The organism is Vibrio sp. 2-1-2a (genome assembly GCF_032648565.1).
Classification (GTDB): Bacteria; Pseudomonadota; Gammaproteobacteria; order Enterobacterales; family Vibrionaceae; genus Vibrio; species Vibrio diabolicus.
The window spans coordinates 25,769-46,145 of sequence record NZ_WBOH01000002.1 but is presented as its reverse complement, the minus strand read 5'-3'; the positions used below and the strand labels follow the sequence as shown (position 1 = coordinate 46,145).

The window sequence follows — 20,377 nt, the reverse complement described above, 5'->3', positions numbered from 1 at the left end:
GCAAGCCTTGAAGTCGCATGGGGTTAGTGTCATAGTTGCGCCAGTTTTAACGCAAATTTGTTTGGTAATAGGTTTTCTATGGCTCTGAAATACCAAGTTGTCCCAGTGACATCTTTTTCTCAAAACTGTTCTATCGTGTGGTGTGATGAAACGATGAAAGGCATCGTTATTGACCCAGGCGGTGACGAAAAGCAACTTGCTATGCTCATTAAAGAGCTTGGCATCGAGATCGTCAACTTGGTGCTAACTCATGGGCACCTAGATCATGTTGGCGGAACAGAGCCGCTGGCTGCAATGCTTGGTGGTACTGAGATCATTGGACCTCATAAAGCGGATAATTTTTGGCTACAAGGTCTAGAAGGGCAAAGCCAAATGTTTGGTTTCCCATTGACTGAAGCTTTTGAACCGCATCAATGGTTAAATGAGGGTGACACTGTCACATTTGGTAATCAAGTATTAAAGGTATTCCACACACCAGGTCATACCCCTGGTCACGTTGTTCTTTATAGTGAAGAAGCGCGATTGGCGTTTGTGGGCGACGTATTGTTTAACGGTAGCATTGGCCGAACTGACTTCCCACAAGGTGATTTCAATACCTTGATTAGCTCTATCAAAGAGAAACTGTGGCCTTTAGGCAATGATGTCACGTTTGTCCCTGGTCACGGCCCTCAATCGACTTTCGGTCACGAACGTAAAACTAACCCGTTCGTTGCTGACGAGATGCCGCTTTACTAAAAGCGCGTGTAGTAAGCATTATTCTGGCTCGGCGGCAGCTAAGTATCGCCGAGTCAGTCCCACAAAATCCTCTGCTTCACGATCTAGGTCACTGGCTGATATAAACAGATCGTAGCCGTAAAATCCTCTTTGATATTTCATACGGTTGGCGAGCATCGCCAGCAAGCCTTTATACTCAACCCCGTTGCTGTTTATGTATGGCTTAGGATCAAGCACCATATCTTCAAACTTTTCTTCACACTGATTTTGCTTCGCACCTAAATAAAGTAGTGCGCGTTGGCTAAGGAGAATTTCTGTCGCTATACGAGGGCAGATCGAATCCAAATAAGGTGAGTAGTGTTTTAGACGAATACCAATCCAAGGTAGCGGCTGATGCCACCCTTCCTGCTGGTAGCTACAAATCCCTATTGACTCAATATTTCGCCATCGGACGACCCATCCGCCTTTAAAAAGATGTTGTTGGAAGTGAGAAGCTGTCAGCGTAAAAGTGACTTGGCTTTTTTTGATCATCAAGATGGCGAAACCAACAATTGCAGACATCAAAATGACCGACAACATGGCTTGCTTCCATCCCGGAGAAATGACAACCAAAAACAAGGTTATCAGTGCAACGAGCAACAAAAGTATTCTGTTGATAGGGGAGTCGGGTTTGAAATGTGAATTTGTTAGGTGCAGCGTTTCCATGCTTATAACCTCATCGAATACTTGATCAAAAATGCGTGGATGACTAAATATGCATTTACTTGCATTTGAAATAAAAGAAACCTCTGTTTTTATACCCAGTATTCAATAAATCCGTTCATAAAATATCTGATTAAATAGTAGACGTTCTATGCTTTGAGCGCATTTTTCATCGCGTTTCGCCGCTAAAACCTACAAATTGCTTGTGAATTTTGGTATAAAACGCGCTTCAAATTTTCATCCCTGCTGAGATGCAGTGAACTGGAGAAATATTCAATGAGACTTGCTCATAAGCGTAAAGTGCAGATGAAACTGCAAAAACGCATTAAAGCGACAGTAGCAAACTTAGCTGCAGCACCTAAAGCAGTGAAGCCTGTTGCCGAAAAAGCAGTAGCACCTTCTGTTGCTGAAAAAGCTGTTGCGGAGAAAGTAGTAGCTGAGAAAAAAGTAGCTGCAGTGAAAACAGTTGATGTTGCCCTTACTCCTAAGCAACAACAAGTATTAGACATCGTTGTAGCAAATGCTGAAGGTATCAACCCTAAAGGCATTGGTCTAGCTGCAGGTCAAGAAGATACTAAAGCGGCATCATGGGCTACTGGCGCACTGAAGAAGCTTCTTGAAGAAAACCTAGTTCAAAAAGAGCAGTTAGCAGGTAACAAAGTTATCTACAAAGCAGTTTAATTACCGCTACCGTTCTAGATTGAATACCTCGGCCAATGCCGGGGTATTTTTTTATCTTCGTATTGAAAGTAATCCATTAGGTATTGATTTTAACGCTGCCAATAAGTGCTTTGTCACATTTTCTTAAATACTATGTAAATTTTTTGGCAGAGAAGTACGTACGTATAATTTTTCTTTTTACATCGTTAAGGGAAAAGTAACTCATTAATTTTATGATGGTTAAACTTGTTGTATAACAGCTGTCCTACGTAGTTATACGTAATACCTAATGCTAATGTCTTATTGATGAATTACTCGCTTCCGTGTTCATGCCCATTTCGCATTCGACAACATTGTTACATCTTTTATACCGAATACAGCCAATCCTAATGAAATGGATGACAACAATAACCTTGGTGATAAAGGACGTGAACGATGAGTCTAATCCAAAAATCTTTAAAACGAGTGCTCAAAACAACCGCTGTCGTTGCCGCGATGACATTCGTTGTGACTTCTGCAAATGCTGCTGAAAAAGTCTATCGTTTAAAGCTTGCTGAAACTTGGGGACCTAACTTCCCGATTTTTGGTGATGCGACAAAAAACATGGCAAAAATGGCAGAGGAGATGTCCAACGGGCGTCTACAAATCCGTATTGATTCCGCAAACAAGCACAAAGCGCCTTTTGGGGTGTTTGATATGGTTAAGTCTGGCCAATACGACATGGGCCACTCGGCGTCTTACTACTGGAAGGGCAAGGTTCCAAACACACTTTACTTCACTTCTATGCCTTTCGGTATGTTACCAACTGAGCAGTATGCGTGGTTTTACTACGGCGGTGGTATGGAGCTGATGGAGAAAGTGTACTCTCCTCATAATTTGATGTCTTTCCCTGGCGGTAATACCGATACTCAGATGGGCGGGTGGTTCCAGAAAGAGATCAAGTCCGTCGAGGATTTGCAGGGTTTGAAAATGCGTATCCCAGGTTTTGCTGGTGAGATCTTGGCCGAGTTAGGTGCAAAACCAACGAATATCGCCCCTGGTGAGCTATATACCTCTCTAGAGCGTCGCACAATTGATGCCTTGGAGTGGGTTGGTCCATCATTGGACTTGCGCATGGGCTTCCACAAAATCGCGCCATACTACTACACAGGTTGGCATGAGCCAGCAACTGAGCTTCAGTTCCTTGTTAATAAGCGTACTTGGAACCGTCTACCTGATGATCTAAAAGCGATTTTACAAGTAGCAATGAAAACCGCCGCTTACGATATGTACACGCAATCGAAACACGAAAGTGGCAAAAACTGGGCATCTATCAAATCTGAATACCCAAATGTTGAAGTCAAAGACTTCCCGCCTGAAGTAGTGGCTGCGTTGCGAGAAGCAAACGATCGTTTGTTGAAAGAGCACGCAGAAAAAGATGCTTTGGCGAAAGAGATTCAAGAGTCGCAAGCGAACTACATGAATCAAGTTCGACCTTGGTCAGACATTTCACACCGAGCTTACTTAAACAGTCAAGCTCAACAATAACGTTATGACGCAGGCGACGCCGAGAGGTTTAGCCTGCGAACGAAGCCCAAGAAAACTTCATAATGAATGCTCCGCACCATAGCGGAGCGTATCCAAACGTTCCACGGAGTTCGGAATGAGAAGTCTTATTTATATTGAGCGATTATTTAACCGCTTTAGCGATTTTCTCGGATGGTTGTCCAGCATCCTGTTTATTTTATTGTTGGTGAATGTGGTTTACGACGTTGTGATGCGATATGTATTCAACGATGTATCCATTGCATTCCAAGAAATGGAATGGCATCTATTCTCCGCCGTATTTCTGCTTGGTGTGCCTTACGCGATTAAGTCTGGTGGCCATGTTCGCGTCGACATTTTTTATGAACGCTTATCTTACAAAGCACAATCCATCATCGACATCATAGGCACGCTATTTTTCTTATTCCCTTTTTGCCTACTGGTGGCTTGGTTTGGTATCGATTTCGCCAAAGAAAGTTACGCGCTAGGCGAGACGTCTGGTGACCCAGGCGGATTGCCATATCGTTGGATCATCAAAGCGATGATTCCGCTGTCATTTTTCTTTATGGCAGTCAGTGGCATTGGATTGCTGCTGCATTCGATCAACAAGATTGTTAACCCTCATCTTATCTATGCCGATAATAACGGTAAGTCGTAAAAGGAAGGCATTATGATCGGTATAGTGATGTTTTTTGTCGCGCTCTTTGCGCTTTTATTGGGATTCCCCGTTGCCTTTACTTTTGGCGGTATTGCACTGATTTTTGGTGTTTGGGCTGAAGGCATCGAGATGTTTGCTTTCATGCCATATCGTATTCAATCCATTATGGAAAATACGGTGCTAATGGCCGTACCATTGTTTGTCTTCATGGGACTAGTTCTTCAGAAGACGAAGCTTGCAGAGCAACTGCTTGAGTCGATGGGACGTCTGTTTGGCGGCGTCCGTGGTGGTATTGCTATTTCGACAGTATTGGTTGGCGCATTACTTGCCGCGTCAACGGGCGTAGTCGGCGCATCGGTTGTTGCGATGGGGCTGATCTCACTCCCTGTGATGCTTAAATACAATTACGACAAAGGCTTGGCGTGCGGGACTATTTGTGCGTCTGGTACCTTGGGACAAATTATTCCACCTTCTATCGTGTTGATCTTGTTAGGGGATGTACTCGGCGTTCCGGTAGGGGACCTATTTCAAGCTGCGATTTGGCCCGGTATTACACTTGTTGGCGCCTATGTGATCTACATTCTTATTTACGCAAAGTTGAACCCTCAAGCCGCACAGGCGATAGAGCGCGATGAGTCGATCAGTCGAAAGCAAGAAGTGTTCACCGCGCTGAAAGCCGTTTTACCGCCACTAGCACTGATCATTGTGGTATTGGGCTCAATCTTTGCTGGGATTGCAACGCCAACAGAGTCAGCGGCTCTGGGCGGCGCTGGTGCGATAGTTCTGTCGTTACTGTATAAGCAGTTTAGTTGGTCGATGATTTATGATGCATCGAAAGAAACCGTTAAAGTAACCGCAATGGTCTTTGCTATTTTGCTAGGGGCAACCGCCTTCTCAATGGCATTTACCTACACCGGCGGTGATTATCTAGTCGAAGAGTGGATGTTAGAATTGCCTGGAGAAAAGTGGGGCTTTCTCATCATTACTATGGTGGTGATTCTGATTTTAGGTTTCTTTATCGACTTCGTTGAAATCTGTTTTATCATCGTGCCAATTATTGCGCCGGTCGCTGAGTTGATGGGTATCAACATGACGTGGTTTGCGATTCTTATCGCAATGAACTTACAGACATCATTCCTAACACCGCCATTTGGTTTTAGTTTGTTCTATCTAAAAGGCGTCGCACCAGCAGGTGTCACTACGCGAGATATTTACAAAGGTGTAATGCCGTTTATCGCGATTCAAATTGTCGTGTTGGCTTCTTTGCTGTTCTTCCCTGGCTTTTATGGCATGAGTTGATCACTCGATAATAAAAGAGATTTTGTGAACTGAGAGTTTTTACCTTTTGAGACAAGTTGTTAAGCTGCTATTTATGTCTAGGCGGACGAAGTCGAGTTATTTGTGCTGCTAAGATAGTGAGCTGTAAAGCAGCGTTTCATGGAGGAAAGGGATGCCTCTCAAAGCAAAGTTAATTCTGCTGACATTGATACCCGTGGTATTGGTGTCAGCGAGTATCAGTTGGATTTCTATCTATCAAACCAAGACTCTTGGCAAAAGGGAGGTAGAGATCTTTCATCAAAACCTGATCCAATCAAAAGAGGCGGCGTTGAAAGATACGGTCGACGTCGCCTTTGACTCCATTTCTTATATCTACAACGATCCAACCTTAGAAGAGAGCGTTGCTAAAACACGCGTGAAAGCGATTTTAAACCGTTTAAGCTACGGAGCAGACGGCTACTTTTTCGCTTACGATAAATACGGTACCAACCTTGTACATCCTGTTCTTCCAGAGCTAGTCGGGGAGAACTTACTCTATCTTGAAGACGAGAATGGCGATCGTCTAATTGAAGCTTTGTTGTATCAAGCTCAATCAGGTGGTGGGTTTCATCAATACCTGTGGCAAAAGCCATCTACGGGTGAGGTCGTCCCAAAGCTTAGCTACGCCGCATGGCTCGATAAGTGGGAATGGATGATAGGGACAGGGCTCTATATTGAGGACGTCAGCCAAGAAGTTGCCAATATGCGTGCTGCGGTGAACAAAAATATCGAAACGACTTTTTTCTCGGTCGTCGTGATCTTAGCGGTGACCGTTGCTGTAATTATCGTTCTCACTTTAGCGATCAATTTGCATGAACACCGTCTTGCCGATAAAAACCTTAAAGAGTTGGCACATAAAACCGTCATGTTTCAAGAGGATGAGAAAAAGCATCTAGCGAGAGAGTTGCATGATGGAATCAACCAGTTGTTAGTTTCTAGTAAATGTCATTTGGATTTAATGAGTCATAGACTGGAAGACGAAAAACTCAAATCCCACTTAGATAAATCGCAACGCTCATTGGTCACCGCGATAAATGAAGTAAGGCATATTTCTCATCAACTTCGCCCTAGCGCCCTCGATGATATCGGCTTAGAGGCGGCACTGACCACTTTACTGCAAGACTTTCACTCTCACTCTGGGATTGATATCGAGAGTAATTTTGATACTCAGCAGTACAAACTGACGTCGGAGGTCGCGACGACCTTGTATCGTGTTGCTCAAGAGTCTTTGAACAACATCGAAAAACACGCAAGAGCGAAAAAAGTGACGGTTACTTTGCAAAAAATGGGCAATATGCTGCAATTACTCATACGTGACGACGGTGTTGGCTTTGTGGTTAACCAAGCAGTGCACCAACAAGGGATTGGGTTAAGGAACATGCAAGAGCGTGTAGAGTTCATTGGTGGTGAGTTTGAACTGATGAGTGAGCTTGGTTTAGGAACAGAGATTACCGTGCTGCTTAATTTGGATGAATTAGTTTATGGATAAACCGATTAGTGTGGTGATTGTTGATGATCATCAAGTGGTCTTAGATGGCTTCATGGCTCGCTTGGAGTTAGAGCCTGACATTGAAGTGGTCGGTACGGCAAGCAATGGGCTGGAAGCGATAGAAGTCGCAAAGCACCTTCAGCCTGATGTCATCTTGATGGACATTAGCATGCCGATAATGAACGGAATTGAAGCGACTGGGGTAATTAAAGAAGAGCGACCAGAGAGCAAAATACTTATGCTGACCATGCACGATAACCGTGAATACATCATGAAGGTCATGCAAGCTGGCGCCGTAGGGTACATGCTCAAGGAAATCTCGGCCGAGAAAATGGTGCAAGCAATAAAAACGGTAAATCAAGGTTCAACGTATTTCTGTGAGTCTGTCACACAAACGCTTTTTACCCAAGAGGTGGTGCCAGCCACTCAAAAAACGAATCCACTCAGCCGCAGGGAAGAGGCGGTGCTTAAATTAGTCGCTCAAGGAAACAGCAGTAAGAAAATCGCCACACTGCTCAACATTAGCTATCGAACGGTAGAAACGCATCGCCATAACATTAAGCACAAGTTGGATTTACATTCGACGGCGGAGCTAGCGAAATATGCGTTTGAAACAGGGTTAACGGAGTAGGAGAGTAGTGCCCGCAAAAAGCGAGCACGTGAGAGCGAAATTAATCGACTTTTGTAATGCTGCCAAGCTCGAGCATTGGAGCGACATCGATATCCTCTGCATTCATCATTGTTGAGATGCGCTGAACGGAAGATAGCAGCAGAGACTGCTCCCATTCTTCCAATTTTTGGAATCGATTAATGAAGTGTTCCTGCAATGGCGTTGGTGCTTGCTTTAGGGCTTCTTGGCCTTTGTTCGTAAGTACAGCATGCACTTTACGCTTGTCTTGAACACTGCGTTGACGCTCAACAAACTGGCCTCGTTCTAGTCTATCTAGAATGGTCGTTGCGGTCGCTTGGCTCATGTTAGTGTGGCTAGACAACTGTTTAATCGTTACGTTATCTAACTCATTGATAGCACGCATCAAAATCAACTGTGGAGCGGTCAATCCAGACTCTTTGCTCAGCTTTTTAGAATGTAAATCAATAGCGCGGATGATCTGACGAATCGAGACCAATACTTCTTCGTACTTTTCCAATTTATTCATCCAGTCTGTAGGGAACATTTATCGAGGCGACACTAACTTAAATGCGCCCTTATTTAAAGGGGTGGAATCAAAAATTACCACTACAATTTTAAGTAGTGTCTCCAATTTCATTTTGTCGCGTCGTGTAGACAAAATAAGAAGACCTAAAATTATTATAGCAATAAATGTTTGTGGTCTAACTATTGCGCTAGTGGTTTATCCTTTTAAAGGCGGAAATTGCTGAGTGAAAAGTAAGTTATTGGATTTTTTCATAGCAAAAAGATAGACAAAAACGTGTCAAATGATAGGATCTTGCGCCTTCACGGAATGTAAAACGTATCGTGTTCGAAAGATTTTTTTGTTTGGTACGTAAAAACAGTACAAAAATAGAGAGGAACGATGACAAAGGGTATAGATAAGTACAGTATCGATAGTACCGACTATACGGTAGGTCAAGACAACGTTCAAAAATGGGGTTTTGATGTTCATAACCCAGTTTTTGGTATTAGTGCAGGTTTAATTGCGCTGTTTCTTGTCGCTGCATTAGTTCTAGATGCACATACCGCAAAGACGGCACTTGATGGGCTGAAATGGAAGATCATTGGTTCATTCGATTGGTTGTTCATTATTGCAGGTAATATTTTCGTTATTTTCTGTTTGGCACTTATCGTTTCGCCTATGGGTAAAATCCGCCTAGGTGGTAAAGACGCTGTTGCCGATTACTCGTTCATGTCATGGCTTGCAATGCTATTTGCGGCTGGTATGGGTATCGGTTTAATGTTCTGGAGTGTCGCAGAACCTGTCGCTTACTTCACTGGTTGGTATGAAACGCCACTCGGTGTTGAAGCAAACACACCAGAAGCAGCGAGATTGGCACTGGGTGCGACGATGTTTCACTGGGGTCTTCACCCATGGGCAATTTACGGTGTTGTAGCACTTTCTTTAGCATTCTTTGCCTACAACAAAGGTTTACCGCTTTCTATGCGCTCGATCTTCTACCCGCTTCTGGGTGATCGCGCGTGGGGCTGGGCTGGTCATATCGTGGATATCTTGGCCGTTCTTGCGACCTTGTTTGGTCTTGCAACGTCACTGGGCTTAGGTGCACAACAAGCGGCGAGTGGTATTCATCACGTATTTGGTGTTGAGCCAGGCCTTGGCCTACAAATCGTCGTCATTACCGTTGTAACTTTGCTTGCTGTTGTTTCAGTCGTACGTGGTATTGATGGTGGCGTTAAAGTCATTAGTAACATCAACATGGTTGTGGCGTTCTTGCTACTGATTCTTGTTGGTCTTATCGGTTGGGCGGCGAGTTTAGGCTCGATTCCAACCACACTTATGGCATACGTAGAGAATATTATTCCGCTAAGTAACCCGTTTGGTCGTACAGATGAGGCATGGTTCCAAGGCTGGACAGTATTCTACTGGGCTTGGTGGATTTCATGGTCACCATTCGTAGGTATGTTCATTGCGCGTGTTTCTCGCGGTCGTACCGTTCGCGAATTCATTACAGCCGTTCTATTGGTTCCAACCGCTGTTACTGTTGTTTGGATGTCAGTATTTGGTGGTCTAGCGATCGAGCAAGTTGTTGATAAAGTAGGTGAGTTGGGCACGAATGGTTTGACTGACGTTTCACTTGCTATGTTCCAAATGTTCGATGTTCTTCCATTTGGTAGCATGCTTTCAATCATTGCTGTTGTGTTGGTACTTGTGTTCTTCATCACGTCTTCTGACTCTGGTTCACTTGTTATCGACAGCATCACAGCGGGCGGTAAAGTCGACGCTCCTGTACTTCAACGTGTTTTCTGGGCATTTATGGAAGGTGCAATTGCGGTTGCTCTACTGTGGATTGGTGGCTCAGAAGCAGTTCAAGCGCTTCAGGCAGGTGCAATTTCTACAGCACTACCGTTTACCTTCATTCTGCTTGCAATGTGTGTGAGCTTATTGATGGGTATGAGAACAGAACGTCAATAACTCAGGCATTTTATAAATCTGTCTGAGTGACAAGTAATCAAAAGGCCAGCATTTTTGCTGGCTTTTTTGTGCGGTTTTTATGACGGTGAGACAAAAAAATGACACGTGAAAGTTCATATTTTACAAAGAGTTAATGTGCTATTTTGTTTTTTAAAAATTAGTGAATAGTCGTGAAAAAGTGTGTAATATTCACACACCTTAACTGTTCTCCCAACTCAAAAACTATAAATATGAAATTATCATTAAAACAAAAGCTTATTGGCGCAAGCCTTTCTGCTGTTGTTGTGATGGCAACAGCACTTACTTGGTTGTCGGCTGGTCAATTATTTGATCAGACTCGTTCAGGTGTCTATTCACGTGCGCAAAGTCTAAGTACTACTGCGTCAGAAGGAATTTCTGATTGGGTCAATATCCGTAAAGATATTGCTACCGCATTCAACGACTACTCGACAGAGCAAGACGTTGTCCCTTTCCTACAACAAGCTCGCAAGGCTGGTGGCTTTGATGACATCTTCCTTGGTACACCAAACGGTGATATGTATCGCTCTCACCCTGAGCGTAACCGTGCTGATTACGACCCTCGTACTCGTCCTTGGTACAAAGATGCTAACGCCGCAGGTAAGCAGATCATCACAGCTGCATATCAAGATGCAATCACTAACGCGCTGCTTGTAACCATTGCTGAGCCAGTAATGAAAAATGGTCAGTTTGTTGGTGTTGTTGGTGCAGATGTACTGATCGATCAGCTTATCAGCGACGTGATTAACCTAGATGCAGGTGAAAATGCGCATGCGATGTTAATCGATATGAACGAAGGTACGTTCCTAGCGCATCCAGATAAAAGCTTAACGCTTAAGCCTATCACCAGTGTTCTAAAAGACTTTTCAGAAGAGGCAATCGAGCGCGCTGCAGATGAAGGTCGTATCGAAGATACGGTAATCAAAGGCAAAGAGAAGCTTTACTACTTTAATAAAGTACCTGGCACGCATTGGATGTTCGCGATTGAAATGGATCGCGCAACGGAAGAAGCAGGGCATGCGGTATTGCTACGTGACCTATTGATCACTGCAGTGATGATCACCATTGTGGTTATTCTTGCGGTATCTTGGTTGGTTGGTTTCTTGTTCCGTGACTTGAGCCGTGTATCAAATGCACTTGAGGAAATTGCATCTGGTGAAGGTGACTTAACGCAACGACTAGAACCACGTAGTGATGATGAAGTCGGTAAACTGGCTGAAAACTTCAACCGCTTTGTTGGCAACATGCACACGATGGTGACCAAGCTTAGCCACGTATCATCTGCGCTTTCAGAGCAAGCACGCACGACGGCACAGCAAGCTGAAGAGCGTAGTCAGCGTATCTCTTACCAGCAAGATGAAATCAACATGGTGGCGACGGCTGTGAACGAAATGGCTGCAGCGACACAAGAAATTGCAGGTAATGCAGATAGCACGGCAAGTAACTCAGAGGAAGCGGTTCAAGCTTGTTCACACGGTTCTAGCCAAGTGACTCAGACGCAAGGTTCTATCCAGAACTTGGCGCAAGAAGTTCAAGTTGCCACTGATGTGATTCAAGAGCTAGAAGCACACGGAAATAGCATCAATACGATTCTATCAACGATTCAAGATATTGCTGAGCAAACTAACCTACTTGCACTTAACGCGGCAATTGAAGCGGCACGTGCAGGTGAACAAGGCCGTGGCTTTGCTGTGGTTGCGGATGAAGTTCGCGTATTGAGCCAACGCACTCATGCTTCAACGCAAGAGATTCAAGAAACTATCGAGATGTTACAGGGCACAACAGCGAAAGCGGTTGGCATCATGGGTGATAGCCGTCGTCTGGCTGACACCAGTGTTGATGATGCAAACGCGGCTGCAGCGAGCTTGACGCAAATCCATACTGCTGTTGAGCGCATCAGTGACATGGCAACGCAGATTGCATCGGCGGCAGAAGAGCAAGCATCGGTAACAACCGAGATCACGCGTAATACTGAAGGCATTCGTGACGTTTCTAACGAGCTGTCGGTAGAAGCTCATCAAGCAGCAGAACAAGCTGCCCACCTATCTGAGCTTTCACACGAATTAGAGCAAGAGATTCAACGCTTTAAGCTGTAATCGGATACCGACCTAAATAAAAAGGAGCCATTTGGCTCCTTTTTTGATCGCTTATTAAGCTAGAAAGACGTTATAGCCAGAACTCACTGATCGGTTGGTCTTCGCTATAATGATGGGCGATTTGCGCTTGTAGCAGTTCTGCCGTAGCAATTGCATCGGTTAATGCATGGTGAGGGGTATAGTCTGGCAGACCATAACGGCGTCGAGATTGCGCTAGCCGAACCGATTCTGGCTTTTTCCCTTTTAAACGCTCCCAGAGTGAGCCAGAGCGTTTCTGTTGAATGGTTTCTTCAAGATGCAGCGTATCTATCACTGGAAACTCAATTCCTTCCCCTAAACGGCTTTTGAGTGCTTTATCCAGAAATTCTCTCTCGATACGACGATAATGCACAACAATGATTTTTCCGCTTAAGCATGGTAGTAGCTCGCTTAAGATGTCGCCCAAGTCAGGTGCATCGATCAATTCACTGTGAGTAATACCATGTATGATTACCGAGTCTTCATCGAGTGCTCGCTGCGGGCGAACTTTCCAATGACGTGAATTGCGCAAAAAAATCCGCTTCAAGTTAAACGGCACTAAACCAATGGTAATGATGTCATGTTTCTCGGGGTTCAACCCCGTCGTTTCGAAATCTAGCGCGACGAACTCCACCTCAGACAGGGGGGTCTCTGGTGCAGGTGGTTTATTGCTATAAAACGCAATTAAATTCTCATCTTTAGCCATCTCCAACTTTTGTTCAAATTTCGTTGGCCACTGAATGGTTGGCTTCTGAAAGAGCTTTTTGATCATGTTCAACCTCACTTAAAGCTCTTATTCGCTTGGTAGCGGAACTTAAGGAAGTTCTGACCATTGCTTAGGATTTGGAAAGCATCTTTTAGGTTGCGACGTTCAAATTCAGAGAGATTTTCTGGTTCGATATTGTTATCTGGGTCAATGCCTAATTCCACGTCCGTCGCTTGGTGACGAATACGCACCATGGAAATAAACTCTAGTGCGTCTTTTAAGTCTTGTGCACGACCTTTTGGCAAAATGCCAGCATCAATGATGTCGTCGAGACGCTCAAACGAGTTCTGTGCACGTGAGCCAACCGCCAGAGAGTGAACACGAATTAAGTCGACCAGAGGAGCCGTACCGCGACGTTTGAGGTTGATGGAGTTGTTGTGTCTGCCATCTTTCTCCATCACAAAGTCTTTAAAGAAGCCAAGTGGCGGCGTTCGGTTAAGTGCGTTGCGAGCCAGACAGGCTAAGAAGCGATTGTTTTTACGCGCACGACGAACAATAAAGCTGGTTAATTGTTCTGCCCATTTTAAGCGACCGTAAACGCCATCCAAATCGAAAAAGATGGACGCGTTGAGTAGCGCTTTCGGGTTCGGGTTATCAATCCAGTCAGCGAAGCACTCTTCCCACTCTGAACGAGTCATGCGCCATAATGGGTTGGTTGCCATAATATCGCCCGTACAATACTTGTAGCCACAGGCATCTAATCCATCACTGACGTATTTTGCTAAAGCTTCGAAGTACTTACCATGTTTCTCTTCTTGGTAGGTCTCATCTAGAATGATGGCGTTATCTTGGTCAGTCACCAACAGTTGCTCATCACGTCCCATTGAGCCAAGTGCAAGGAAACAATAAGGAATTGGTGGTGGGCCAAGCTCTTCTTCAGCCATTTCTAACAGACGCTGTTTGAAGCTTCGACCAATCACGGACATCGCACTGCCCACCATGTGTGAGTTGGCATCTTCGTTGACCAGGCGTACAAAGCTGCTTTTTACTTCTTCAGCAACAACTGCCAAATCTTCGATAGTCTGTTGTTGGAAAATGCTACTCACCAATAAGAGCGAGTTTTGTGATTCATAGCGAACAATGTCGGTTGTTTCGATAATACCAATAGGTAATTGGTTTTTAACCACAGGCAGATGGTGCACGTTGTAACGCAGCATGGTTAACATTGCTTCATAGATGTAGGCATTGTGATCAAGAGACATGACTTCAGTGGTCATCACACTTGATACATCGTCCTGTGGAGACAAGCCTTCGGCTAACACTCGGGTACACAAGTCACGGTCAGTAATAATACCAAGTACCGGAGACTGTGGGTCATCTTCGTCACGAACGAAATCTGGATCGACGATAAGTAGAGCAGATACGTTGTCATTCGCCATCTGCTGCGCGGCTTGTTGGATTGTCTGTCCTCGATCAATCGTATGAGCATCGCCAGTCAGCAAGGTTTTCACTTTCGATGTCGTCAGATCATTTGCATCTTTGTTTTCTGAAATGGCTTGGCGTAAACGAGCACTATTTTCCACTTCGACAAAGTCTGCAAAGGAATCAAAGTTGTCGTATATTTCTTGGAAAACGTCACCAGGAATACAGTAGAGAAGAGTATCTTCAATGGCTTTTACCGGAAAGCGTACTTTGTTGTTGGTTAGCATTCCCATCTGGCCAAATAAGTCACCTTCATCAAGACGGTTATAAAGCTCTCCTTTGCGTCGATAAACTTCTACGACCCCGCTTCGCACCACGTAGAGATCTTGGATATAGTCTCCAAAATGGATGATTGGGGTATCTTCTCGGTAGTACGAGATCTCGACACTCTCTGTCACCTTGTTTAGTGTTTCTTCAGGGAGTTCATTGAACGGGGGATACTTGGCGAGAAAGTTATAAATCTCGAGAAGTTCTGCATCCATCGAAGGTGCCTTTTAGTTCGCAAATAATAAAGTAATCTTAACTTAGTTTTAAAACAGAGTCTTATCTGAACCGTGATTTTCGTACTCAGTCATAAGATTCTGACATATCGCACGATAAGGAATCGGCATTTCTACTACTATATAGTCACTTAAAAGGTGAGCGAACGTGGTCGATATATTTGGGCCAATGCTTGATTTAGAGGCATAGCAGATTTCAAATCGTTACTGCGTCTGTAAACTAAGTTATTTTTGTTGAACTAAGCCACTCAAGGTGATTTGGGGGCGGTGTTTAAATAATTCTCATGAAAGGAAGTCGAATGGTGAGAAGTTTATTGCTTGCGTCTTTAGCTGCTTTGCCAGCAGTAACTAGCGCGGCGGTCATGGACCAAGCAGAAAAATTTGGGTACGAACACATTCACCTGGATGTGGGTGCCGGAACCACAAATGAAGAGTGGTTAGATAATTCGAACGCGACCACAATTGGACTCGGTGGTAATTACTTATTTACTGAGAACTGGTTGTTTAATGTCGATTACTCGGCGCAGTTTTTCCATCCGGACGACTTTACTCTTCGCATTGACCGTTTGTTGTTTGGTGGTGGTTATCGTTATGGGATTACGGATCAATTCGATATCTACGGTAAATATGGAATAGGTGCAATCAAAGCGAAAGCGAAGGACGACAAAACGGATGATACGTTATCTTCAGATAGTGAACTGCTTCAAGCCGTCACCATTGGCGTGAATTACTTATTCAGTGAAAAACTTATTGCGACGGCCGAGGTGGAAGTTAACCGCAGTGATATCGTCGATGAGAACAATTTTAAGATAGGTTTTAACTACCAATGGCATGATGTTATTGGTACTGGTCTTTTTTATCAGTTTAGAGATACCGATTACAGCGGTGAGAGCTCTGATTATGTCAATGAAGTGGGGCTGAGTTTGAAGTTTGTCTACTAGCGGACTGTTTCATTTATTTGCAATAAATAAAAACAAAAAGGTCAGCTTATGCTGACCTTTCCTTTTAATAAAGTATGCGACTATCGATTATAAAACCGCTGCAATGCCTTTACATAGAGGACCCATATTTGACTTCGTCATACCAGCAACACTGATTCGGCCTGAACCGACGATGTAAATACCGAACTCTTCTTTCAGACGGTTTACTTGATCTTTAGATAGGCCAGAGAAAGAGAACATACCATTTTGACGTTCGATGAAGCTAAAGTCTGCGTCCACACCTTCTGATTTTAGTGTCGCTACAAATAGTTCACGCATCTCTTGGATACGGTCACGCATTTCTGCTACTTCAGCTTCCCATTCCGCACGCATTTCGGCGTTGCCAAGAATGTGAGTCACGACCGCGCTGCCGTGTGCTGGTGGGTTAGAGTAGATAGAGCGAATAATGGCTTTAACTTGCGAAAATGCGGTTGTTGCGACTTCTTCTGATTCCGCTACTAACGTGAAGGCACCAACGCGTTCGTTGTATAGGCCAAAGTTTTTCGAGAAAGAGCTCGCGACTAGGATTTCTTTGTTGTACTTAGCAAAAGTACGAAGACCCGCCGCATCCTCTTCCACGCCTTTAGCAAAGCCTTGGTATGCGAAGTCAAATAGAGGAAGCAATTTCTTCTCTGCGACAAGTTTCGCCAATGTTTCCCATTCTTCAGCAGTTGGATCGATACCAGTAGGGTTGTGGCAGCAGCCGTGTAGAAGCACGATGTCACCTTCAGATGCAGATTGCAGATCGTTTAGCATTGCATCGAAGTCTTTATCTTTTGTTTCTGCGTTGTAGTAGCTGTATTGTGCCGTTTCGATACCAGCGGCAGTAAATACGCCGTTGTGGTTTGCCCAAGTAGGATTGCTGATCCAGATTTTTACATCGCCAAGTTGGCGCTTAATGAACTCACCAGCAACACGTAATGCACCAGTACCACCTGGAGCTTGAGCTGTTTTAGCGCGTTTTTCGTTTACAATTTCTGCATCAGAGCCGAAAAGCAGTTTTTGTACTGCAATGCCGTACTCAGCTGTGCCTTCGATAGTTAGGTAAGATTTGGTTTTTTCAGTTTCAACAAGTGCTGCTTCAGCTTTCTTTACTGTTGCAAGAACGGGGGTTTCGCCTTGCTCGTTTTTGTAAATACCTACGCCAAGGTTAATTTTGTCTTCGCGAGTATCTTTTTTAAACTCTTCAGTAAGGCCAAGAATAGGGTCAGCCGGAGCGGCAACTACTTTTTCAAACATAATCTTCATCCATGTTAATCGAAGGGGTGTGCTAACATTTATACCTTTCAGCAATATTGGTTACAACCGTTACTGAAAAGAAAACCTAAAAAAGTTGCGATTTGAAACAGAATTCTAACATAACTAAAGTTTTTGCCATGAAAACGTTTGGTAGGCACAGAGTTTGAAGGGGATTTATACCATGGTTGATGAAGTTTTGTTCACGTACCAATCGTTTGACTTCAGTGCTTTGCGTTAGTGATTTACGTGGAGTGGCGGTTACTCGGTGAGACAAAAACGCCCCACTAAAGGTGGAGCGTTTGCTCGTAAGAAGTATAGAGGCCGATTGATATTATTTCTTCAGATCGATTTCAGACTCAACCGCATTGGTTTCGATGTCTGGATTAGAAGAAAGCTTCTCAGTCGCCCAGTCGTTCATATGCTTTAAGATTGCTTTTAACGCGTGCTTCTCTGTTGGGACTTCCGCTTTTTCGACTTCAAGCTTTTGTTTCGGGTGTGTGCCCGTCGCATCTTCCGCTACGTGTAGCCAATCTGGGTGCCAGTAATAAGGTTGGCCGGAAGGAGAACTCCAAGAATGTACGCCGTTGGATTCACCTTTGTATTTAATGTCTTCTTCGTTGTATTTCGCCATTATTGTTTTCTCTCATAATTCATGAGTTGAGGTGTGCATCACCATTACTATCTAAATGTAACAGATGTAATGAAAATTAATGTGATAACTATCGACTTATTTTGTCATTCGATAGCTACAGACGATGCGTACTTCTCATTCAGAAGAATTTATTATTTGGCAGGTTTTGGCTTTATCTGCGTTTAAAGCATACGACGATGGATTCGCCTGCCTAACGCTATTCTTGAACGGTGATAGAGCCTAAACTACTCGTCATTCAAGTGTTTGAGAATCGCCGCTTTTGCATGCTCTTCTGTTGCGGCCTCTCCGTCAGGGACTTCAAGGTCAGCCTTTTTGTGTTCACCCAAAGCATCTTCAGCGATATGCAACCAATCAGGATGCCAGTAATAAGGGGTTGTGCCGCCAGGATGGTCCCAGCTATGTACACCTTTATGTTTCCCGCGATAAGAGAGATCGTCCATTGTAAATACTTTCATCGCTTCCTCCCGGCTTAAAAGATAGATGTCTAAGTGGATTTAACACTCTCAGCTCCGTGGAATGCCTTGCTTTTCGGACAAGGCAAAGATTTAAGACCACTCGGACGTATCAGTAAAAGTATGGAACATAAATTCTCACTTCGTCGTCGAAATTGCTATTAACAAGCTTGATAAATTACGTTGCTAAATTGACTACTGCCATATCAGAATGCTGGCGCGAAGTATGCTATGGTGCGGCTGCAAGTGAAATGAGGGATACATGAATCGATACCGTCAATTGGCCGAATTGTTTAAGGCACAAATTCAGCAAGATACTTGGAGAGCAGGGGAGAAGCTGCCTTCAATACGCGTCACCAGCCGCAATCATTCCGTAAGTGCAGGTACGGTATTACAAGCCTATCAATTGCTAGAGGCGCAAGGTTGGGTGATAGCAAAGCCTCAATCTGGTTACTATGTGACTGCCGATCTTGAACGTCTCACCAATACGAATGGAATTAAAAGTAACAATACGCCATGCACTAAGTTGAATGATGAGTTGTATTCGTTTTTGAAGCACCAAGCAACATCGGATGTTGTTCATTTAGGCTCGGCGTTTCCGGATCCGTGTTTGTTTCCTTTAGAGTCGCTTAACCGTAATTTGGCCAGCTCGGGACGAAAAATGGGGCCGGATAAGTTGCTAGACAACCTACCTCCTGGTGTTGAGTCGTTAAGGCGACTCGTCGCTCAGAGGTATATTCATCATGGGATATCATTAACCCATGATGATGTGGTTATTACTTCCGGTGCGCTAGAAGCATTAAACTTGAGTTTGCAAGCGGTCACCCGACCAGGTGATACCGTCGTTGTCGAATCCCCAACGTTTTATGGCGCACTTCAAGCAGTAGAACGGTTAGGCCTCAAGGCTATTGAAATCAGTGTCGATGATGAGAGTGGCCATTCGCTTGAACAAATCGAAGCAGCCTTTGCCAATGAAGACGTTCGGGCTTGTTGGTTAATGACGAACTTTCATAATCCAACCGGAGCTTCTTTGTCTGATGAACACAAACGATACATTGTTGAGTTAGCCAATCGATATGATGTGTATCTCATCGAAGACGATGTGTACTCTGAGCTGTATTTTTCTGACAAAAGGCCGAACTCATTGAAGACCTTTGATGAGCAAGAGCGTGTCCTTCATTGTGGTTCTTTTTCTAAGAGTTTATGCCCTGGATATCGCTTGGGTTGGGTGGTGAATAAGCGTTTTAACGAGACTATTCAAAAGCTCCAGTTAATATCGACATTGTCTGGGAGTGCCCCTATTCAGCAGGGGGTTGCACATTACTTACAAAACGACAGTTACGACAACCACCTGAGAAAGCTGCGTAAGACACTGCAACACCGTCAAGCTGACTTCGTGCATTTACTCGCAAAGCACATACCTAAAGAGGTTACCTATCAACGTCCTGGTGGTGGTTACTTTCTTTGGCTGAAATTGCCAGATGGAATATCAAGTAAAGCGGTATATCAAGCACTATTGTCTGAGCAGGTTACTGTCGCTTATGGCAAACTCTTTTCGATAAGTGATCAATACGAAAACTATTTAAGACTGAATACATCGCTTCCTTTAGAAACGAGTTTAGAACGTGCTATCAAAAGGTTAGGTGATTTGCTTCGCGAATTACTCAGAATTGAAACTCATTAAACTGCTTAGTGTTTTTTTGCTCCAACTGTATCAGCGCCATTTTTGCAAATTGTGCTTCAATCATTATTCAGGTCGAAAGACCTTGGATGATTAAGCAGGATTTAAGATGAAAAAGCAGTTGGTTAAGCATGAGTTAAGGTTAATCGCCGTTGCTATTTTTAGTGCGTTTTTACTGGTATTTGCGCATCTCATTTTGGCGAAATCTTTCTCTCATATGGCATGGACAGAGTACACCGCGGCCGTGATCCCTTTCGTAATGTTTGGCTTATGTATTGTGGGCGTAAAGTACGCTGAAAAAGCGGACAGAGATAAGGAAGAAGACTAACTCAAGCTTGAGTTACTTAGCAGATGGTATTGACGGTTGAGCACAAAATAAAAG

Annotated in this window: 19 protein-coding genes; 12 read left to right on the top strand and 7 right to left on the bottom strand. The window is 44.1% G+C overall.

The window, feature by feature from the left end:
- Positions 1 to 78: 78 nt before the first annotated feature.
- Complete coding sequence (locus F7Y48_RS04875) at positions 79 to 735, top strand: MBL fold metallo-hydrolase (RefSeq protein ID WP_048625699.1); 657 nt, start codon at positions 79 to 81, stop codon at positions 733 to 735.
- Positions 736 to 753: 18 nt separating this feature from the next.
- Here the strand turns inward: F7Y48_RS04875 and F7Y48_RS04870 are convergent, their stop codons facing one another.
- Entirely contained in the window at positions 754 to 1,419 is a 666-nt protein-coding gene (locus F7Y48_RS04870) for a DUF2982 domain-containing protein (protein ID WP_048625698.1), read from the bottom strand.
- Between the two features lie 273 nt (positions 1,420 to 1,692).
- On the opposite strand from F7Y48_RS04870, the gene F7Y48_RS04865 reads away from it, so the two are divergent.
- The 6 genes from F7Y48_RS04865 (at position 1,693) to F7Y48_RS04840 (ending at position 7,695) form a co-directional block, all read left to right on the top strand.
- Entirely contained in the window at positions 1,693 to 2,097 is a 405-nt protein-coding gene (locus tag F7Y48_RS04865) for a hypothetical protein (RefSeq protein ID WP_005394736.1), read from the top strand.
- 414 nt (positions 2,098 to 2,511) lie between these two features.
- Positions 2,512 to 3,603, top strand: a complete 1,092-nt coding sequence (locus F7Y48_RS04860) for a TRAP transporter substrate-binding protein (RefSeq protein WP_005394734.1) — start codon at positions 2,512 to 2,514, stop codon at positions 3,601 to 3,603.
- Positions 3,604 to 3,718: 115 nt separating this feature from the next.
- On the top strand, positions 3,719 to 4,258 hold the full coding sequence (locus F7Y48_RS04855) for a TRAP transporter small permease subunit (RefSeq protein WP_316681891.1): 540 nt from the start codon (positions 3,719 to 3,721) through the stop codon (positions 4,256 to 4,258).
- A 12-nt stretch (positions 4,259 to 4,270) separates the two neighbouring features.
- On the top strand, positions 4,271 to 5,557 hold the full coding sequence (locus F7Y48_RS04850) for a TRAP transporter large permease subunit (RefSeq protein WP_005394731.1): 1,287 nt from the start codon (positions 4,271 to 4,273) through the stop codon (positions 5,555 to 5,557).
- Between the two features lie 151 nt (positions 5,558 to 5,708).
- On the top strand, positions 5,709 to 7,064 hold the full coding sequence (locus F7Y48_RS04845) for a cache domain-containing protein (RefSeq protein ID WP_005394729.1): 1,356 nt from the start codon (positions 5,709 to 5,711) through the stop codon (positions 7,062 to 7,064).
- Positions 7,057 to 7,695: a response regulator gene (locus F7Y48_RS04840; RefSeq protein WP_005394727.1), complete on the top strand. Its 639-nt coding sequence runs from the start codon at positions 7,057 to 7,059 to the stop codon at positions 7,693 to 7,695. Before F7Y48_RS04845 ends, F7Y48_RS04840 begins: the two co-directional genes overlap by 8 nt.
- Positions 7,696 to 7,735: 40 nt before the next feature.
- Here F7Y48_RS04840 and F7Y48_RS04835 read toward each other — a convergent pair whose 3' ends face one another.
- A complete protein-coding gene (locus F7Y48_RS04835; protein ID WP_316683335.1) occupies positions 7,736 to 8,212 on the bottom strand; it encodes a MarR family winged helix-turn-helix transcriptional regulator in 477 nt (158 codons plus the stop codon).
- A gap of 387 nt (positions 8,213 to 8,599) precedes the next feature.
- Here F7Y48_RS04835 and F7Y48_RS04830 point away from each other — a divergent pair, with 387 nt between their 5' ends.
- Both F7Y48_RS04830 and F7Y48_RS04825 read left to right on the top strand, forming a co-directional pair.
- Complete coding sequence (locus F7Y48_RS04830; RefSeq protein WP_005394723.1) at positions 8,600 to 10,171, top strand: BCCT family transporter; 1,572 nt, start codon at positions 8,600 to 8,602, stop codon at positions 10,169 to 10,171.
- 230 nt (positions 10,172 to 10,401) lie between these two features.
- A complete protein-coding gene (locus tag F7Y48_RS04825) occupies positions 10,402 to 12,285 on the top strand; it encodes a methyl-accepting chemotaxis protein (protein WP_193447724.1) in 1,884 nt (627 codons plus the stop codon).
- Positions 12,286 to 12,355: 70 nt separating this feature from the next.
- Here F7Y48_RS04825 and F7Y48_RS04820 read toward each other — a convergent pair whose 3' ends face one another.
- Positions 12,356 to 13,075: a 3'-5' exonuclease gene (locus F7Y48_RS04820; protein WP_080936826.1), complete on the bottom strand. Its 720-nt coding sequence runs from the start codon at positions 13,073 to 13,075 to the stop codon at positions 12,356 to 12,358.
- Between the two features lie 8 nt (positions 13,076 to 13,083).
- Complete coding sequence (locus tag F7Y48_RS04815; protein WP_005396868.1) at positions 13,084 to 14,973, bottom strand: DUF294 nucleotidyltransferase-like domain-containing protein; 1,890 nt, start codon at positions 14,971 to 14,973, stop codon at positions 13,084 to 13,086.
- 317 nt (positions 14,974 to 15,290) lie between these two features.
- Here F7Y48_RS04815 and F7Y48_RS04810 point away from each other — a divergent pair, with 317 nt between their 5' ends.
- The gene (locus tag F7Y48_RS04810; protein ID WP_316681886.1) at positions 15,291 to 15,932 is read left to right on the top strand and encodes an outer membrane beta-barrel protein; all 642 of its coding nucleotides are present in this window, start codon (positions 15,291 to 15,293) and stop codon (positions 15,930 to 15,932) included.
- An 87-nt stretch (positions 15,933 to 16,019) separates the two neighbouring features.
- Here F7Y48_RS04810 and F7Y48_RS04805 read toward each other — a convergent pair whose 3' ends face one another.
- From F7Y48_RS04805 to F7Y48_RS04795, 3 genes are all read right to left on the bottom strand, one after another.
- Positions 16,020 to 17,210, bottom strand: coding sequence for an amino acid aminotransferase (locus F7Y48_RS04805; protein ID WP_193447722.1), 1,191 nt, complete (start codon positions 17,208 to 17,210; stop codon positions 16,020 to 16,022).
- Between the two features lie 331 nt (positions 17,211 to 17,541).
- Entirely contained in the window at positions 17,542 to 17,841 is a 300-nt protein-coding gene (locus F7Y48_RS04800) for a hypothetical protein (protein WP_005396873.1), read from the bottom strand.
- Between the two features lie 245 nt (positions 17,842 to 18,086).
- Positions 18,087 to 18,317, bottom strand: a complete 231-nt coding sequence (locus tag F7Y48_RS04795) for a hypothetical protein (protein WP_005396877.1) — start codon at positions 18,315 to 18,317, stop codon at positions 18,087 to 18,089.
- 259 nt (positions 18,318 to 18,576) lie between these two features.
- Here F7Y48_RS04795 and F7Y48_RS04790 point away from each other — a divergent pair, with 259 nt between their 5' ends.
- Positions 18,577 to 19,998 (top strand): PLP-dependent aminotransferase family protein, encoded by a 1,422-nt coding sequence (locus F7Y48_RS04790; RefSeq protein WP_316681884.1) that lies wholly within the window; start codon positions 18,577 to 18,579, stop codon positions 19,996 to 19,998.
- Between the two features lie 106 nt (positions 19,999 to 20,104).
- Positions 20,105 to 20,323 carry a hypothetical protein gene (locus F7Y48_RS04785; protein ID WP_012841649.1) on the top strand — a complete coding sequence of 73 codons (219 nt, stop codon included), beginning with the start codon at positions 20,105 to 20,107 and terminating at the stop codon, positions 20,321 to 20,323.
- Positions 20,324 to 20,377 lie beyond the last annotated feature (54 nt).

What these genes read in the sequence shown, in the direction of transcription:
- F7Y48_RS04875 (WP_048625699.1), top strand. Translation starts at nt 79, where the DNA reads ATGGCTCTGAAATACCAAGTTGTCCCAGTGACATCTTTTTCTCAAAAC.
- F7Y48_RS04810 (WP_316681886.1), top strand. Translation starts at nt 15,291, where the DNA reads ATGGTGAGAAGTTTATTGCTTGCGTCTTTAGCTGCTTTGCCAGCAGTA.
- F7Y48_RS04850 (WP_005394731.1), top strand. Translation starts at nt 4,271, where the DNA reads ATGATCGGTATAGTGATGTTTTTTGTCGCGCTCTTTGCGCTTTTATTG.
- F7Y48_RS04855 (WP_316681891.1), top strand. Translation starts at nt 3,719, where the DNA reads ATGAGAAGTCTTATTTATATTGAGCGATTATTTAACCGCTTTAGCGAT.
- F7Y48_RS04840 (WP_005394727.1), top strand. Translation starts at nt 7,057, where the DNA reads ATGGATAAACCGATTAGTGTGGTGATTGTTGATGATCATCAAGTGGTC.
- F7Y48_RS04815 (WP_005396868.1), bottom strand. Translation starts at nt 14,973, where the DNA reads ATGGATGCAGAACTTCTCGAGATTTATAACTTTCTCGCCAAGTATCCC.
- F7Y48_RS04805 (WP_193447722.1), bottom strand. Translation starts at nt 17,210, where the DNA reads ATGTTTGAAAAAGTAGTTGCCGCTCCGGCTGACCCTATTCTTGGCCTT.
- F7Y48_RS04795 (WP_005396877.1), bottom strand. Translation starts at nt 18,317, where the DNA reads ATGAAAGTATTTACAATGGACGATCTCTCTTATCGCGGGAAACATAAA.
- F7Y48_RS04830 (WP_005394723.1), top strand. Translation starts at nt 8,600, where the DNA reads ATGACAAAGGGTATAGATAAGTACAGTATCGATAGTACCGACTATACG.
- F7Y48_RS04860 (WP_005394734.1), top strand. Translation starts at nt 2,512, where the DNA reads ATGAGTCTAATCCAAAAATCTTTAAAACGAGTGCTCAAAACAACCGCT.
- F7Y48_RS04785 (WP_012841649.1), top strand. Translation starts at nt 20,105, where the DNA reads ATGAAAAAGCAGTTGGTTAAGCATGAGTTAAGGTTAATCGCCGTTGCT.
- F7Y48_RS04865 (WP_005394736.1), top strand. Translation starts at nt 1,693, where the DNA reads ATGAGACTTGCTCATAAGCGTAAAGTGCAGATGAAACTGCAAAAACGC.
- F7Y48_RS04825 (WP_193447724.1), top strand. Translation starts at nt 10,402, where the DNA reads ATGAAATTATCATTAAAACAAAAGCTTATTGGCGCAAGCCTTTCTGCT.
- F7Y48_RS04845 (WP_005394729.1), top strand. Translation starts at nt 5,709, where the DNA reads ATGCCTCTCAAAGCAAAGTTAATTCTGCTGACATTGATACCCGTGGTA.
- F7Y48_RS04820 (WP_080936826.1), bottom strand. Translation starts at nt 13,075, where the DNA reads ATGATCAAAAAGCTCTTTCAGAAGCCAACCATTCAGTGGCCAACGAAA.
- F7Y48_RS04870 (WP_048625698.1), bottom strand. Translation starts at nt 1,419, where the DNA reads ATGGAAACGCTGCACCTAACAAATTCACATTTCAAACCCGACTCCCCT.
- F7Y48_RS04800 (WP_005396873.1), bottom strand. Translation starts at nt 17,841, where the DNA reads ATGGCGAAATACAACGAAGAAGACATTAAATACAAAGGTGAATCCAAC.
- F7Y48_RS04790 (WP_316681884.1), top strand. Translation starts at nt 18,577, where the DNA reads ATGAATCGATACCGTCAATTGGCCGAATTGTTTAAGGCACAAATTCAG.